The organism is Streptomyces bambusae (genome assembly GCF_020532645.1).
GTDB lineage: Bacteria > Actinomycetota > Actinomycetes > Streptomycetales > Streptomycetaceae > Streptomyces > Streptomyces bambusae.
Window position 1 is genome coordinate 14,019 of record NZ_JAJAUZ010000021.1, and the last position, 14,297, is coordinate 28,315.

Genomic DNA, 14,297 nt, shown 5'->3' on the forward strand with positions numbered 1-14,297 from the left:
CCGGGGGCAGGGGTGTGCGCCTGCCGGCCAAGCAGGCGGTGGTGGACGGGCAGGAGAGCGCTCGGCGCTTCGCCTCACGGCCTCTGACCTGGCGCTTTATGCGAAAACGCCTACGCTTTGGGGGTCTGCTGGAGCTGTCGGAGGGGGACTTCGTGAGTGAGGACCGTGCCGGGTACGACGCGACGCACATCGAGCTGCTGGGAGAGGCGGAGGCCGTTCGGCTGCGGCCCGGGATGTGGCTCGGGTCGGTGGGTGAACGCGGCTTGCACCAGGCGGTGTTCGGGGTGGTCGAGTGGGCGGTTAACGAGGTGCTCGGCGGCCGGGGCGAGCGCCTCGCCGTGACGTTGCACGGCGGCGGCTCGGTAAGGGTGGCCGTCAGCGGGGCGTCCGGGGTGCCGTGTGCGGATGACGGGACCGGGCTGGAGGAACTGCTTACCTCGCACCACCCGGGTGCCCGCCGCTGTGACCGGCGCAGGGTGGGTGTCGGGGTATTCGGCAACGGCCCGTTCCTCACCAACGCCCTGTCGAGCCGGCTGACGGCAGAGGTGCGGCGCGGTGGCACCGGCTGGGTGCGCACGTTCGAGCGCGGTGTCGCGGTCGGGGAGCGTGCGCCGGTGACGGGCACGGACGGGGGCGGGGACGCGACCGTCATCGACTTCCGGCCCGACGGCGACATCTTCGAGACCGTCGTGTGTTCCTACGACGCACTGGCCGAGCGCTTCCGGGAGCTGGCCTTCCTCTACGGCGGCCTCGACCTCACCCTCACCGATGCACGCCGGCCGGACGCACCCCGCTCCAACCGGTTCCACTTCCCCGCCGGAGCGGCGGACTTCGTCGCCTTCCTCGCCGGGACGGCAACCGCCCCGGCTCCCTTCCACTTCGTGCACGACGACCCCCGCATGAACGGCTCCGTGGAAGTGGCCCTCAAGTGGCGCCACGCTCCGGGCGGCGACCACATCCGTACGTTCGTCAACGGCTGGGCGACCACCGACGGCGGCGCCCACCTGACCGGATTCCACGAGGGCCTGCGAACCGCCGTCGCAGCGCTCGCCGACGAGCACCGGTTCACGCCCGCCGTCACCGCCGTCGTCTCCGTCAAGCTCGACCACCCCGACCTGACCGGCGCCACCCGCCGCACCTTGTCCGGCCCCGCCGTCCACACCTGTGTCGCCGACGCAGTGGCCGAACACCTCCGGTCATGGGACGGTCCCGGTCAGGACCAGGGCCGAGGTCAGCGGGATGCGTAGGGAAGGAGGGCCATTTCTCGGGCGTTCTTGATGGCGGTGGCGAGGGCGCGCTGCTGCTGGGAGGTGACGCGGGTGGTGCGGCGGCTGCGGATCTTGCCGCGGTCCGAGACGAACTTCCGGAGCAGGTCCGTGTCCTTGTAGTCGATGTACGTGATGCCGGCCGCGTCGAGGGGGTTGGGGCGGGGCTTGACCGGCTTGCCGGGGGCGGGGCGTCGGGGCATGGCGGGGGACTCCTTGGGGGTATGGGGGTCGGAACAGTGGCCGGGTCGTCCGTCAGGGGTTACGTCACGTCGGGTCGAGGAGGGTGTCGAAGGCGGGCGGGAGGTGCTGCCAGGCCTCGGGGCCCGGGGTGTACTCCTCGTCGGTCAGGAGGCAGGAGTCGAGGAGGTGTTCCAGGCCTTCGCGGTCGAGGCCCGGGGACGTGAAGACGAGGTGCTGGCAGCAGTCGCCGTGCTCGGGGTGCCAGTCGAGGGCGGCCGCGGCCCGGCGCACGGGCGGGACGAGGTCCCAGGCAGCGTCGGGGAGTGCGGCCAGCCAGGGGCCGGCGCTCTCCATGCACAGGGCACCGCCGGCCGCGTCCCAGGACAGCAGCGTGTCGGGCCGGTCGGCGAGCCAGAACCGGCCGCGGCTGCGGGCGGCGGCGCACGACAGGTCCTCCAGTGCCCGGTAGAGGCGTTCGGGGTGGAAGGGCCGGCGGCGGTGCCAGACGAGGGTGGCGACGCCGGCCTCCTCGGCGTCGTGGGGCAGGAGTGCGCACGCGGGGTGCTGGGCGGCCGCGGCGGCCTCGACGTCGAAGCCGGCGAAGGCGGCCCGGACGAGGTCGGGTGAACCGGCCGGCACCCGGCGGGCGGTGGGGTGCAGCTGGGCGAGCAGGGCGTGGTCCGACGCGTCGGCCTCGTGGCTGTCGACGACCGCGAGGACGGGCGCGTACTCCAGCTGCCGGGCCCAGGTGTCGCCGACCGTCCGCCCGTCGGTGGGGGCGGCCGCGAGGCCGACGTCGGCCAGGTCGTCGCCGTTGGCGAGGCACGGCAGGACGAGTGCGGGGTCCACGGCGGTGATCACCCCGGTCAGGTCGAGGCGGCCGCCGCCGTGGGCGGTGATCACCTCGGCCATGGCCTTGGGTTCGACCGAGTCCCACAGTTCGACCACGGCGAGCCGGGTGAGGCCGCCGTCCGCCAGCCGTTCCAGTTCGGGGACGAGGTCCTCGCGCAGGGCGCAGCAGGCGCAGTCGTTGACCAGGGGTGCCTCCCCCTCGGTGAGGGTGCCGGTGGCGTCGCGGAGGCGGCGCAGGACCCGGCCGTCGGCGGCCCGGGCAAGGTCGTGGTGGAGGGCCACGCTGCCCGGGACCGCCGCCAGGAGCCGGTCGACGACCTCGGTGCGGGCGTCGGTGTGGATCCCGGCGACGATCACGACGGGCAGGTGGCGGGCGTGCTGCATCAACGGGTCCCGTAGCGGCGCTCGAACTTCTCGACGCGGCCGGCGGTGTCGAGGACGCGGGCGGTGCCCGTGTAGAAGGGGTGGCTCGCGGAGGAGATCTCCACGTCGACCACGGGGTAGGTGTTGCCGTCCTCCCAGTCGACGGTCTTGTCGCTGGTCATGGTGGACCGGGTGAGGAACGCGGTGCCGGTGGCCGTGTCACGGAAGACGACGGGCGCGTAGGCGGGGTGGATGCCGGGCTTCACTGCAGGGGCCTCTCTCTCGGAGTACGAGCGGGTACGGACGGTTCGGATGGTTCGGACGGGTACGGGCGGATGCCGCAGGTCGGCGTCAGCGCTCTTCGCGGAAGTCGACGTGACGCCGGACGACGGGGTCGAACTTGCGCAGGACCATGCGGTCGGGGTCGTTGCGGCGGTTCTTGCGGGTGACGTAGGTGAACCCGGTGCCTGCCGTGGAACGGAGCTTGATGACCGGGCGGATCTCGTTGCGTGCCATGCGGCTAGTATACGACAACGGTTTTCATTACCAATAGTGTCTGCGTCACATCGCGACGCAGCACAGGAAGGCGGCTCCCGACATGTCGGCCCACTGCCAGCTCACCGGCGCCAAGCCGGGCTTCGGCCACCACATCTCCCACTCCCACCGGCGCACCCCGCGCCGCTTCGACCCCAACATCCAGCGCAAGCGCTACTGGCTGGCCGGCGAAGGCCGCCACGTCCGCCTGACCCTCAGCGCACGGGCGGTCAAGACGGTGGACGTCATCGGCATCGAGGCGGCCGTCGCCCGGATCCGCGCCCGCGGCGGGAAGGTCTGATGGCGAAGCGCAGCAAGACCGCACGCAACGAGCAGCGCAAGCGGACCGTCGCGCGGTACGCCGCCCGGCGGGCCGAGCTGAAGGAGGTCATCCGCCGCCCGTCGAGCACCACCGCCGACCGCGAAGCGGCCCGTGCGGAACTGCGCCGGCAGCCGCGCGACGCCAGCGCCACCCGGGTCCGCAACCGCGACGGTGTGGACGGCCGGCCCCGCGGCCACCTGCGGAAGTTCGGCCTCTCCCGGATCCGGTTCCGGCAGCAGGCGCACGCCGGATTCCTGCCGGGCGTGACCAAGGCCTCCTGGTGACCCCGGGCCGCCCGGCCCCGTGAAACGCATCAGGGGCCGTTCCGGATCTCTCCGGAACGGCCCCTGATCGGGATGCGGCGGCCTCAGACCAGCTCGGCCTGGGTCTCGCGGCGCTGCTTCGGCAGCCTCGGCGCGGCCGGGCCCGAGCCCGACTCCGCCTCGCGGTCCCACGCGCGCGTGGTGCGTACGTACGCGTAGATCACCGAGGTCATCGACAGCAGGACCAGCGGGCCGAACAGCCACGGCAGGTCGGCCATCCGGACCGGCAGGAAGCGGTACGCGAGCAGGAGCGCGGTGAAGACCGCCGCGCCGTAGCCGGTGAGCAGGAGGCCCCGGCGGTCACGGCCGCGGTCGAGGGTGCGCAGGCCCGCCTCGATGGTGAGGGTGAACACGACGCCCGCGACCAGGTCGGCACCGTAGTGGTAGCCGAAGCCGAGGGTCGCGCCGAGCGTGGTGAGCAGCCAGAACACACCGAGCAGCCGGAGCGCGAGCGGGCCCTTGCGTGAGTGGATGAAGATCGCGGTGGCCCACGCGGTGTGCAGGCTGGGCATGCAGTTGCGCGGGGTGAACCCGTCGAACGGCATCGGGACCGGGGTGCCGACCGCCGGCGCGGTCGCCGGCCACAGGTCGGCCACCGCCCACCGGCCGCCGTCGGCGCCGAACGCGAAGATCGGCCCGACCACCGGGTAGATCATGTAGAACGCCGGCCCCAGCAGGCCGATCACCAGGAACGTGCGCACCAGGTGGTGGCGGGGGAAGCGGCGCTCCGCGGCCACGTTCCGGAACTGGTACAGCGCGACGATCACGGCCGCCACGGCCAGCTGGATGTAGACCCACTCCAGGATCCACGGACCGATCTCGCCGGTCTTCGCGACCAGCCGGCCGACCACCCAGGACGGGTTGCCGAGCGCGTGGTCGGCGGTGGCCACGTACTGGTCGAGGACCATCGGCCGGGTCTTCGCCGTGATCAGCAGCCAGGTGTAGCCGGTCTTGCGGCCGGCGACCAGCAGCAGGGCCAGGCCGACGCCGGTCAGCAGCAGCTTCCGCTCCCGGCCGGTGCGGCGGGTGACCGCGATCACCGCGCAGGCCAGGGTGACGATGAGCGCCCCGTTGCCGTACATCATCTCGGCGCCGGCGGCCCAGCGGACCAGCCAGAAGACGAGGTCGATGCCGATCGCGGTGCCCAGGGCGATGAATCTCTGCCGCCAGGTGAAGACGACCATCATCAGCGCCATGCCCGCGTACAGCACCGTGCCGGACTTGGGGGCGAAGACGACCTCGCGGGCCTGGTCGGTGATCGGCCCGTGCTGCCCGTACCGGCGCGCGGCGATCTCCAGTCCGACGAGGAACGCGAGAGTCACCACGCCCGCCGCGGCCCACAGCAGGACCCGCGGCCGACGCAGCGCGGCGGGATCGAGGCCGGCTATTCCCGCACGCACTTTCGACAGCGTAGATATCAATGTTCTCAGCCGATTGGTTCGATTGTTGATTTGAGGACGATCGTTGTTGGTCGCAGCATGCTACCCGTCAGGCGAAGACCCCGGCGGCCGCGAGCAGCGCGCAGACCGCGAGGTTCACCGCGCGGTGCTCCCAGAAGACGGCGACGAACTCCCGGATGGTGGCCGACGGCCAGAAGTAGCGGGCGGTCGGTGACCCCAGCACCTGTCCGTTGACGCCGGCCCGGCGGGCTGTCATCGCCGCGCGGAAGGCGTGGAAGTTGTTCGTGACGACCACGCAACGGTAGCCGGGGTCCGCATCGGCCATGATCGCCCGGCTGAAGGCGAGGTTCTCGGCGGTGGTCCGGGAACGGTCCTCCACCCGGACGTGCTCGGCGGGCACGCCCCGTTCGATCAGCCAGTCGGCCATCGCCCGGCCTTCGGGCAGCAGTTCGTCCGGCCCCTGCCCGCCGGAGGTGAGGAGCAGCGGGGCGGGCCCGCCGCGGGCGATCTGCGCCTCGTAGATGCGCAGCCCCCGGTCGAGGCGGGAGGCCAGCAGCGGCGGCACCCGGTGGCCGCCGATGAGGCCGGAGCCGAGCATGACGACGTAGTCGACGTTCCCGCGCACGGCGATCCGGCCGTAGAGGAAGGCGTAGCCGAGGAAGCACTGGAAGATGAAGGAGACGTAGCCGCCGACCAGCAGGATCGCGACGCCCGCCCGGTAGCCGCCCGTGCTCGATCCGCCCAGCAGGAAGGCGAGGAGCACGGCCGTCCCGGCGATCGCCAGCCCGGCCAGCAAGGACAGCAGGTTGCCGATGCGGCGCCCCTCCTTGCGGACCATGGTCACGCCGTTGGCGATCAGGAAGGCGCTGAGTACGAAGGTCCCCGCGATCGGGGTCAGCAGGGCCAGGGCCAGGACCCACTCGGCCAGGGGGCCGGAGATGCGCGCCAGGGTGACGACGAGGGCCAGGAGGAAGGTGATGAGGGTGAGGCCGAAGAGGACGGCGTTGCGGAAGAGCCGCCGGTCCTGGCGGACGCTCAGCAGGAAGAGGAGGAACAGGGCGCAGGACAGGACGTAGAGCACCGGTTCGCCGTTCGGTCGGGTCTCGGCGGGGCCCGCCCGTGGTGGGTGCGGGACCGCGGCCGATGGGGACGGGGGGTATCCGTGCGGCGGGCAGCTACTGCTTGTTCTTGAGGTTCCTGAGCGCGTCGTCGGCGGTCAGCCAGGCGGTGAGCGTCCTGCCGTCGAGGTAGGCGTGGTACCCGCCCTCGCAGCGGGCGGTCGCCCGGCGCGCCGCGTCCTCGGGGAACCAGTCCGACTTGACCTTCGGGACGTCCGGGGTGACGGCCGGCCGCTCCGTGCGGCAGCCCGCGGGCAGCGCGGCGGTCGGGAGCTGCGCCTTCAGCAGGCGCTCGTCGCCGGTGGTCTTCCAGTTCCAGGTGACGTCCGTGGCGTTGTCCGGCAGCCAGCGGGGCATCGTCTTCCGCTCCTCCTTGGCCTCCCGGCCCGTCTCGAACGTGTCCGCCATGTCGTGCCGGCCGTCGAGCCAGCTCCGCGCGACCGTGACGGCCACGGGTACGGACACGGCCAGGACGACGACGGTGCCGACGAGCGTGAGGACGAGGGTGCGGGCGCGATGGGCCATGGTGACTGCCTTCGGGGGCGGAGCGGGGGGCACCTCCATTCTGGAAGCGGCACCCCCCACCGGACATGCACCGACGGACGGAACCTGAACTCCGACCTGAGGACGACCCGTGGGACGGGTCCCCTACGTGGGGCTTAGGGGACAGCAGCCTCTGCGTACGTACGACCCGGGAGCGAACGGACACCCGGCGCCGGTCACCAGCGGGCGCGCAGGGTGCCGTCCTCGTCGGGGAGGGTGGCCGCGTGCAAGGGGTGGCGGTCGTCGTCGTGGAAGGGGAGGGCGCGGGCCGCGCGGGCGTCGGTGAGGGCGGCGGCGAGTCCGCGGTACTCGGTGTCGTCGACGATCGCGCTGCGGATCGTCCCGTCCGGTGTCTCCCACACGAGCTCGACGGTGCCGTCCGCGGGCAGCCCGGCGAGCACGGCGGCGACGTCCGGGCTGAGGTCGGGCCAGACCGTCAGCCGGGCGCGCGGGGTGAGAAGGGCGCGGACCGCGTCGAGGCCGTCCGGGGTCAGGCGGTGCCAGCGTGCCGCGTTGTGGACGTGGCCCTCCTCCAGGAGGGCAGTCCGCCGGGTGGCCAGGTCGGTGCGCAGGCGTGCCCAGAACGCGTCGTCGGCGGGCTCCGCCGGTTCCGGTTCCGCTGCGTAGGGCGAGGCGGGCAGTGGTTCGGCGAAGAGGCCGAGTTCCCGGGTCCGGGCCACGGCCTCCGGGAAGGGCCGCGCGGTGCCCACGTACACGTACTGGTCCCATCCGACGTGCACGGTGAAGGTGTCCTCCGCTTCCAGCCGGCACCATGCACCCTGGTCCCGCAGCATGACTCTGACCAGCTCCAGCGCGACCGGCAGGGAGACCTCGGCGCCGTCGTGGTAGCCGGTGAGGTCGGGTGGGAAGAGCCCGGCGAGGCCGTGTCCGTCGGCCGCGGGCCCGGCGCCGAAGTGGACGAAGGCGGCCACCGCGGGCTCGCGGATCTCCAGCCGGTCGATGCCCGCGGCCGCCGCGAAGGACCCGACGGCCGCCAGGTACGCCGCCTCGACCGGCCCGTGGTCGCTGACCGTGTCCTCGGTGCCGGTGTAGCGACCCCGTTCGTCGCGGTCGGCGGGGTCGTACTTGGTGATGCGGTGGACGAAGACCGGCGGCACGGTGCTCCCGGGACGGGCGGAGGGGGTGGCGCGGCAGCGCCGGTGGTTAGGGTGTCGAGAAGCCTAGAGGTACCGATCCGGGGGAACCAGTGGGTCGCAACAGCACGCCGATACAGAACCAGGGCGACACGGAGCTCTGTCTCTTCATCGAGCCGTACTGCGAGGACTACTGGATGAAGCCGGGGGAAGCGTTCACCGTGCGTTCCGAGGCAGAGGGCGTCGACGTCTGGTTCGACACCTACGTCTCGAAGGGGTGCCTCACCGTCTGGCTGTACCAGGACGGCGACCCGTACAAGATCGTCGGCGACTACGCGGTCGTCGACGAGAGCGGCGCCCGGCTGGATTCCGGGCACCAGAGGCCCAGCCGTCAGCGCTGGTCGGCTGCCGGGCCGATCATCGACTGAGGTGTTCCGGGCAGCGCTCGGCCCACGGCCGTGGGCTCCGTAAACCTGTTCGGGGCCGGCGTGCGGAGCATTACGGTGGCGCCATGGTGCATGTGCGGGAGATGGGTGCGGCGGACGTCGAGGCCGTGTCGGGGATTCGGGTGCGGGGGTGGCAGGCCGCGTATGCGGGGATCGTTCCGCAGACGTATCTGGATGCCATGACCGTCGAGGAGGACGCGGCCGGGCGGCGGGAGTTCTTCGCACGGCCCGGGCGGACGGCGCGCGATCTGGTGGCGGTCGACGACGGCGGTCCGGTGGGGTGGATCTGCTTCGGGCCGTGGCGCGGTGAGATCGGTGAGATGCCCGGTGCCGGACGGACGGGCGAGGTGTACGCCCTGTACGTCGCGCCGGAGCGGATCGGCGAGGGCATCGGCCACCGGCTCCTGACCGAGGCGCACGCCCGGATGAAGGACGCGGGCTTCGACGCGTCGGCCCTGTGGGTCCTCGACGACAACCGCCCGGCCCGCCGCTTCTACGAACGGGCCGGCTACGCACCCGACGGCACGACCCAGGACGACGTGTACGACGATCTCACCCTCACCGAGCGCGGCTACCGGCGCATGCTCTGACCGGAGCCCGGCCCCGCTTCACCGGTGCTGATCGCGCAGGCGCCGCGCCTCCGCAGTCCGCCCCAGGGCCTCGTACACGGCGGCGAGTTCGGCGCGGGCCCGCACGGTGTCCGGGTCGTCCGGGCCCAGGTCCCGCTCCCATGCCCGCAGTACGTCCTCGCCGAGCGCGCGCGCTTCGCGGAACCGGCCGACGCGCCGGTAGGCGGTGACGAGTGCGACGCGGGCGCGGCGGGTGTCGGGATGGTCCGGGCCGAGGAGCCGCTCCCGGCCGACCAGGACCCGCTCGCGGAGCTCCACCGCCTCTTGGTACCGCCCCATGTCCCCCAAGGTGGAACCCAGGTTGGCGTAGGAGATCAGCGTGTGCGGGTGGTCCGGGCCGAGCACGCGTTCCCGGTCCGCAACCACCGCCTGACCCAGGGCCAGTGCCTGCTCGTACCGGCCCAGGATGGCGTACGTGGCGGCCAGGTTCGACCGGGCGCCCAACGTGGCGGGGTGGTCCCGGCCGAGGAGGCGTTCGCGGTCCGCGAGCACCTGCTCGTCCAGTTCGACGGCCTCCTCGTACCGGCCCAGTAGGGCGTACACCACCGCGAGGTCCGCCCGGGCGCGGAGGGTGTCCGGGTGCTCGGGGCCGAGGATCCGCTCCCGGTCTGCGACGACGCCCTCCGCCAGCGCGCGCCCCTCCTCGTTCCGGCCGAGGTCGGCATAGGTGTGGGCGAGATCGGCGCGGGCGGCGACGACCTGGGGGTGGTCCGCGCCGAGCACCTGTTCCCCGGATGCGACGGCCTGCTCCTGCAGGGCCACCGCCTGTTCGTGGTGCCCGAGTTCGCGGAGGGTGACGGCGAGGCTGGTATGGGTGAGCAGGACGTCGGGGTGGCCGGGGCCGAGGAGGCGGAGCCGGTCTTCCAGGACGCGTTCCGTGAGGGCGCGGGCCTCGTGGTGGCGGCCCAGGTGGCTGTAGGTGTTGGCGAGGTTGCTGCGGGCCCGGAGGGTGTCGGGGTGGTCGGGGCCGAGGAGCCGTTCACTTTCGGACAGCACCTGCTCGTGGAGGTCGAGGGCCTGGTCGTGGCGGCCCATGGTGTCGAGGCAGGCGGCGAGGTTCGCGCGGGCCGTCACGGTGTCGGGGTGGTCCGGGCCGAGTTCGCGGGCGGCACGCTCGGCCAGTTCCCGCCACGCGGCCAGGGCCTCGGCGCCCAGACCGCCGTCGAGCAGGCTCGTACCGGCACGGAACAGCAGCCGGCGGCCGTGCCCGCGCCCGTGCCACAGGAGGTGTCCCGCATGCGCGTGGAGGGCGTCGGTGGCGGCGCGCAGGACCGCCGCGAGGGCGCTCTGCGGTTGGTCGAAATCCGGCCACAGCTCCATGAGGGCGTCGGCGGTGACGTCGACGAGCCGTTCGGTGAGCGGGGCGGGCGTGGACTCCCGCACGGCACGCGCGACGAGCAGGTGGATGCGCACCTCGCGGTGGGGCGTACGGGCGTCGTACGTGAGGAGGTTGAAGCGGTGCAGCACGCGCAGTGCGGAGCGGGCGTCCATTGGGGTGACGGGGCCGGGACCGCCGTCGCTGCGCAGGCGCGCGAGGTGCTCCAGCAGCGGTGCCGTCCGCCAGAGGTCGGCCGGCTGGCCCGAGGCGTCCAGGAGGGCCACGACCTGCAGGATCGGGCGGGCGAGGCCGGCCGTGGCGGCGTCGGCGGCGCGGAGGGACAGCAGCAGCGCGCCGGCCACGGGCCGGCCGTAGCCCTCGGCGTCCGCCGCCGGGGGGAGGAGCCGGTCGATGGTCACGTAGCGGTCGGCGAGCCGGTGCAGGTACTCGCCGGCCGGCAGGTCTTCGTTGATCATGTACGCGGCGGCGTGCCCGAGGGCCAGCGGCAAGTACCCCAGTGCGTCGGCGAGTTCGGCCGCCCGGTCTTCGAGGAGATGACCGCTGCCCGCCCCCGTCAGCCGGCTCTCCAGGAAGCCGACGGCCTCGGACGGAGTGAACAGCCCCACGTCCACGAGGGTGCGGCCGCCGGCGGTGAGCCGGGCGTCGTGCCGCCGGGTCGTGGCGAGGACCTGCCCGTGCGGGCCGGACGGCCACCAGGAATCGAGCGCCGCGGGGTCGACGACGTCGTCGAGGACGACGAGCCAGCTCCGCGAGGTCGTCGCCGCCCAGTCGAGGAAGGCCCGCGCATCGGCCTCGGCGCCGGCGCCCGTCCGGTCCGCTCCGGGCGCCCGGACCCGGCGGGCGGCCTCGGCGTAGGTCGCGATGACCTGCCGGACCTCGGTGGCCTGGACCCAGACGACGAGGTCGGTGCGCGCGGCCAGTGCCTCCTGGGCGTAGGCGGCGGCGAGTTGGGTCTTCCCCATGCCGCCCGCTCCGGAGAGCACCTGGACGACCCCGGGTGCGGGGCGTACGGCCCGTCGGCTCGATCCCTGGTACGCGGCGGCCAGCAGGGGCACGTTGCCGACGCGCAGTGGCCATTCGACGGGGGCGGGGTGGGTGTCGTGGATCCCCACGGCCATGATGGACGTGTTGTGGCCGGTGACCGACCCGGTGTTCGCCGTCTGCCACACACGCGACGATGCGTGCACGTCACCACCGAAGCGCGGCCCGTCGCTGCCGCCGCCACTCGGCCCGTCGATGCGTCCCCCGGCCGATCCCAATGTGCCGCTCCTCGTCTCTGGCGCCCCGCGGTTGGTATGTGACACCCGGCTGTCCGAACCTAGCGCGCGATCGGATCGGCCGTACGCCGAACGCGGTGATGGCGTCCCGGGGGCGGCAGGGGTGTCACGGGGCGGGCGGGACGTGCTGCCGCAGGGTGTCGGTGTTGGCGCGGAGCACGGCCGTGAGGTTCTGGTCCGGCTCGGCGTCGGGGCGGTCGTCGGCCGGGGCGAGGGCGGTGAGGGCGGCCGCGGCCACGGCGCTCAGTTCGGCGAGGAGGCCGGCGGGGGTGGCCTCGCGGGTGGCGCGGGCGGTCAGGGCGTGGATGCGGATCTCGCGGTGCGTGGAGCGGCTGTCGAAGGTGATCAGGTTGTAGCGGTGCAGGATGCGGAGGGCACTGCGGGCTTCGTCGGGGGTGACGGGGGTGACGGGGGTGATCGAGGTAACCGGAATGACCGCGGTGGCGGCGCCGGCCTCCCGGCCGGTATGCCGGTGCCTCCCGAGGAACTCCAGCAGGACGGGCGTCCGCCAGAGCGCGAGGGGATGGCCGGCCGCGTCCAGCAGCGCGACGATGCGCAGGACGGGGTCGGCGAGACCGGCGGGGCCGGCGGCGTTCGCCGCGGCCGTCGACAGCAGCAGGGCGGCGGCGACCCCGCGCCCGTACCCCTCGCTGTCCGCGTCGCTGGGCAGGGCCCGGTCCAGGGTCCCGGTACGGAGCAGGCCGAGGTACTCCTCGGCTCCGAGGTCCTCATTGATCATGTAGGTGGCGGCGTGCCCCAGGGCGAGGGGCAACCGGCCGAGCAGTTCGGCGAGTTCGGCCGCCCGGCCTTCGAGGAGGTGGGCACTGGCCTCGCCGGCGAGCCGGGTCTCGAGGAACGCGATGCATTCGTCCGACGCGTACAGCTCGACGGTGACGCGGACCCGCCCGCCGCCGGAGAACCGGGCGTCCTGGCTGCGGCTGGTCGCCAGGACCCGTCCGCCTGAGCCCGTCGGCCACCAGGGGGCCATGGCCTCGGGGTCGCCGACGTTGTCGAGGACGACCAGCCAGCTGCGGTCGGTGGTCGCCGTCCAGCCCAGGAAGGCCTCGGCGTCCGCCTCCGGGTCGGTCCCCGTCGTACCGGCGGCGCCGACGAGGCGGGCTGCCTGCGCGTACGAGGCGATGACCTGGCCGGCTTCGGCGGCCGGTACCCACAGCACCAGGTCGACGGCGTCGGCGACGGCTTCGTTGGCGTAGACGGCGGCCAGCTGGGACTTGCCTACTCCGGCGCCGCCCGACAGGACGTGGGTACGGGTGGCGGGTGCGGCGGCGTCGGGAGGCGCCGCGTCGATGGCGGCGCGTAACCGGGGGCGGGGCTGGAACGCGGAGGCGGGCAACGGGATCGCGCCGAGGCGCAGGGGCCAGACGACGGACGGCTGGTCGGCCGGCGCCGGCGGGTGGATGTGGACTGCGTCGATCTTGTACTGGTCACCTTTGTACTGGTCGCCGGTGACGTTGTCCCCGTTGAGCGTGGTCTTGTTGTTGTCGCCGGTGGTGGTGAGTCCGGCTGCGCCGGCGGAGACGGCCCGGTTTCCGGGGAGGGCGGTCGCGCCGTCCTGCTTGGTCTGACGCCGGAACGCGTCGCCGAGCGTGCTCACCGGGCTGCGCGGGCCGGCGGCGCGGTGCGTGACCGTGCTGTCCGACTGGCCACGCCACCCCTTCTGGTCACCGCGGTTCCGGTACGCCGCGCAGGCGGCCGGGTTGCCTGCCCCGAACGCGGCCGATCGTGTCCGAACCTAGAGGGCGCACGGCCGGCCCGCCGCCGGAACCGGGAATTTCGTACGGGATGGCATGCTGGCCGGCATGGCAGAGCTCAATGGGGAACCGGTCGGCACGGCGCAGCTGCAGAGTCTGGCGCTGACCAACTACGGGCACTTCACGACCATGCGTGTGGACGACGGCCGGGTCCGCGGGCTGTCCCTGCACATGGACCGGCTCCGGCGGGACTGCCGGACGCTGTTCGGGGTGGACCTGGACACCGGGCGGGTGCGCGAACTGGCCCGGCGGGCCGTCCCCGTGGCTGGTTCGACCACGATCCGCATCACGGTCTACGACCCGCACCTCGACCTCGGTCACCCGGCCGCGGCGCAGGACCCGCAGGTGCTGGTCACGTCCCGGCCGGCCGGTGCGCTGCCCGTGCCCCCGCTGCGCGTGCGGTCGGTGCCGTACGTGCGGGACGTACCGGCCGTGAAGAGCGTCGGCCTCTTCGGCGGCCTGCACCACCGCCGCCAGGCCCAGCTGCACGGCTACGACGACGCCCTGTTCACCGACCCGGACCGGGCGGTCTCGGAGGGCGCCACCTGGAACATCGGCTTCTACGACGGCACCCGCATCATCTGGCCGGACTCCCCCTGCCTCCCCGGCGTGACGATGGCCCTCCTCCGGTCCGCGCTCCCCCACGCCTCCCGGCCCGTCCCCCTCTCCGCCCTCCCTGACATGCAGGCCGCCTTCGCCACGAACGCCGCGGTGGGCGTCCGCCCGATCACCACGATCGACACCGCCGCCTTCCCGTCCTCGCACCCGGTCGTCGAGACCTTGCAGACGGCGTACGGGGAGATCGCGGGCGAGGTGCTCTGACTGCTCCGGTGCGGA

Annotated in this window: 16 protein-coding genes; 6 read left to right on the forward strand and 10 right to left on the reverse strand. The window is 73.3% G+C overall.

The window, feature by feature from the left end; translation table 11 throughout:
* Positions 1-152 precede the first annotated feature (152 nt).
* Positions 153-1,247: a DNA topoisomerase subunit B gene (locus LG634_RS16690; protein WP_226734619.1), complete on the forward strand. Its 1,095-nt coding sequence runs from the start codon at positions 153-155 to the stop codon at positions 1,245-1,247.
* On the opposite strand, the gene rpsR is transcribed toward LG634_RS16690, so the two are convergent.
* From rpsR to rpmG, 4 genes are all read right to left on the reverse strand, one after another.
* Positions 1,232-1,468, reverse strand: a complete 237-nt coding sequence (gene rpsR / locus LG634_RS16695) for a 30S ribosomal protein S18 (RefSeq protein ID WP_226734620.1) — start codon at positions 1,466-1,468, stop codon at positions 1,232-1,234. The genes LG634_RS16690 and rpsR overlap by 16 nt on opposite strands.
* Before the next feature lie 64 nt (positions 1,469-1,532).
* A complete protein-coding gene (locus LG634_RS16700) occupies positions 1,533-2,684 on the reverse strand; it encodes a CobW family GTP-binding protein (RefSeq protein ID WP_226734621.1) in 1,152 nt (383 codons plus the stop codon).
* Positions 2,684-2,929, reverse strand: a complete 246-nt coding sequence (locus tag LG634_RS16705; protein WP_226734622.1) for a type B 50S ribosomal protein L31 — start codon at positions 2,927-2,929, stop codon at positions 2,684-2,686. Before LG634_RS16705 ends, LG634_RS16700 begins: the two co-directional genes overlap by 1 nt.
* Before the next feature lie 85 nt (positions 2,930-3,014).
* On the reverse strand, positions 3,015-3,179 hold the full coding sequence (gene rpmG, locus LG634_RS16710; RefSeq protein ID WP_226734623.1) for a 50S ribosomal protein L33: 165 nt from the start codon (positions 3,177-3,179) through the stop codon (positions 3,015-3,017).
* 82 nt (positions 3,180-3,261) lie between these two features.
* Here rpmG and rpmB point away from each other — a divergent pair, with 82 nt between their 5' ends.
* Together rpmB and rpsN are read left to right on the forward strand one after the other, a co-directional pair.
* Positions 3,262-3,498, forward strand: a complete 237-nt coding sequence (gene rpmB / locus LG634_RS16715; RefSeq protein WP_226734624.1) for a 50S ribosomal protein L28 — start codon at positions 3,262-3,264, stop codon at positions 3,496-3,498.
* Positions 3,498-3,803 carry a 30S ribosomal protein S14 gene (gene rpsN, locus LG634_RS16720; RefSeq protein ID WP_226734625.1) on the forward strand — a complete coding sequence of 102 codons (306 nt, stop codon included), beginning with the start codon at positions 3,498-3,500 and terminating at the stop codon, positions 3,801-3,803. The genes rpmB and rpsN overlap by 1 nt, the downstream gene beginning before the upstream one ends.
* 83 nt (positions 3,804-3,886) lie before the next feature.
* On the opposite strand, the gene LG634_RS16725 is transcribed toward rpsN, so the two are convergent.
* The 4 genes from LG634_RS16725 to LG634_RS16740 all read right to left on the reverse strand — a co-directional run bounded on the left by LG634_RS16725 (position 3,887) and on the right by LG634_RS16740 (position 8,021).
* A complete protein-coding gene (locus tag LG634_RS16725) occupies positions 3,887-5,188 on the reverse strand; it encodes a phosphatase PAP2 family protein (RefSeq protein WP_226734719.1) in 1,302 nt (433 codons plus the stop codon).
* A gap of 142 nt (positions 5,189-5,330) precedes the next feature.
* Positions 5,331-6,323, reverse strand: a complete 993-nt coding sequence (locus LG634_RS16730) for a YdcF family protein (protein WP_226734626.1) — start codon at positions 6,321-6,323, stop codon at positions 5,331-5,333.
* Between the two features lie 94 nt (positions 6,324-6,417).
* On the reverse strand, positions 6,418-6,885 hold the full coding sequence (locus tag LG634_RS16735) for a hypothetical protein (RefSeq protein ID WP_226734627.1): 468 nt from the start codon (positions 6,883-6,885) through the stop codon (positions 6,418-6,420).
* A 194-nt stretch (positions 6,886-7,079) separates the two neighbouring features.
* The gene (locus LG634_RS16740; protein ID WP_226734628.1) at positions 7,080-8,021 is read right to left on the reverse strand and encodes an RNA-binding protein; all 942 of its coding nucleotides are present in this window, start codon (positions 8,019-8,021) and stop codon (positions 7,080-7,082) included.
* Between the two features lie 89 nt (positions 8,022-8,110).
* Here LG634_RS16740 and LG634_RS16745 point away from each other — a divergent pair, with 89 nt between their 5' ends.
* Together LG634_RS16745 and LG634_RS16750 are read left to right on the forward strand one after the other, a co-directional pair.
* On the forward strand, positions 8,111-8,425 hold the full coding sequence (locus tag LG634_RS16745; protein WP_226734629.1) for a hypothetical protein: 315 nt from the start codon (positions 8,111-8,113) through the stop codon (positions 8,423-8,425).
* A gap of 83 nt (positions 8,426-8,508) precedes the next feature.
* Complete coding sequence (locus LG634_RS16750; RefSeq protein WP_226734630.1) at positions 8,509-9,033, forward strand: GNAT family N-acetyltransferase; 525 nt, start codon at positions 8,509-8,511, stop codon at positions 9,031-9,033.
* Positions 9,034-9,051: 18 nt separating this feature from the next.
* Here the strand turns inward: LG634_RS16750 and LG634_RS16755 are convergent, their stop codons facing one another.
* The gene (locus tag LG634_RS16755; protein ID WP_226734631.1) at positions 9,052-11,598 is read right to left on the reverse strand and encodes a tetratricopeptide repeat protein; all 2,547 of its coding nucleotides are present in this window, start codon (positions 11,596-11,598) and stop codon (positions 9,052-9,054) included.
* A gap of 196 nt (positions 11,599-11,794) precedes the next feature.
* On the reverse strand, positions 11,795-13,303 hold the full coding sequence (locus tag LG634_RS16760) for an NB-ARC domain-containing protein (protein WP_226734632.1): 1,509 nt from the start codon (positions 13,301-13,303) through the stop codon (positions 11,795-11,797).
* 205 nt (positions 13,304-13,508) lie between these two features.
* Here LG634_RS16760 and LG634_RS16765 point away from each other — a divergent pair, with 205 nt between their 5' ends.
* Positions 13,509-14,282: an aminotransferase class IV family protein gene (locus LG634_RS16765; RefSeq protein ID WP_226734633.1), complete on the forward strand. Its 774-nt coding sequence runs from the start codon at positions 13,509-13,511 to the stop codon at positions 14,280-14,282.
* The last annotated feature ends 15 nt before the right edge of the window (positions 14,283-14,297 follow it).

What these genes read in the sequence shown, in the direction of transcription:
- rpsR (WP_226734620.1), bottom strand. Translation starts at nt 1,468, where the DNA reads ATGCCCCGACGCCCCGCCCCCGGCAAGCCGGTCAAGCCCCGCCCCAAC.
- LG634_RS16700 (WP_226734621.1), bottom strand. Translation starts at nt 2,684, where the DNA reads ATGCAGCACGCCCGCCACCTGCCCGTCGTGATCGTCGCCGGGATCCAC.
- rpmG (WP_226734623.1), bottom strand. Translation starts at nt 3,179, where the DNA reads ATGGCACGCAACGAGATCCGCCCGGTCATCAAGCTCCGTTCCACGGCA.
- rpmB (WP_226734624.1), top strand. Translation starts at nt 3,262, where the DNA reads ATGTCGGCCCACTGCCAGCTCACCGGCGCCAAGCCGGGCTTCGGCCAC.
- rpsN (WP_226734625.1), top strand. Translation starts at nt 3,498, where the DNA reads ATGGCGAAGCGCAGCAAGACCGCACGCAACGAGCAGCGCAAGCGGACC.
- LG634_RS16735 (WP_226734627.1), bottom strand. Translation starts at nt 6,885, where the DNA reads ATGGCCCATCGCGCCCGCACCCTCGTCCTCACGCTCGTCGGCACCGTC.
- LG634_RS16750 (WP_226734630.1), top strand. Translation starts at nt 8,509, where the DNA reads ATGGTGCATGTGCGGGAGATGGGTGCGGCGGACGTCGAGGCCGTGTCG.
- LG634_RS16765 (WP_226734633.1), top strand. Translation starts at nt 13,509, where the DNA reads ATGGCAGAGCTCAATGGGGAACCGGTCGGCACGGCGCAGCTGCAGAGT.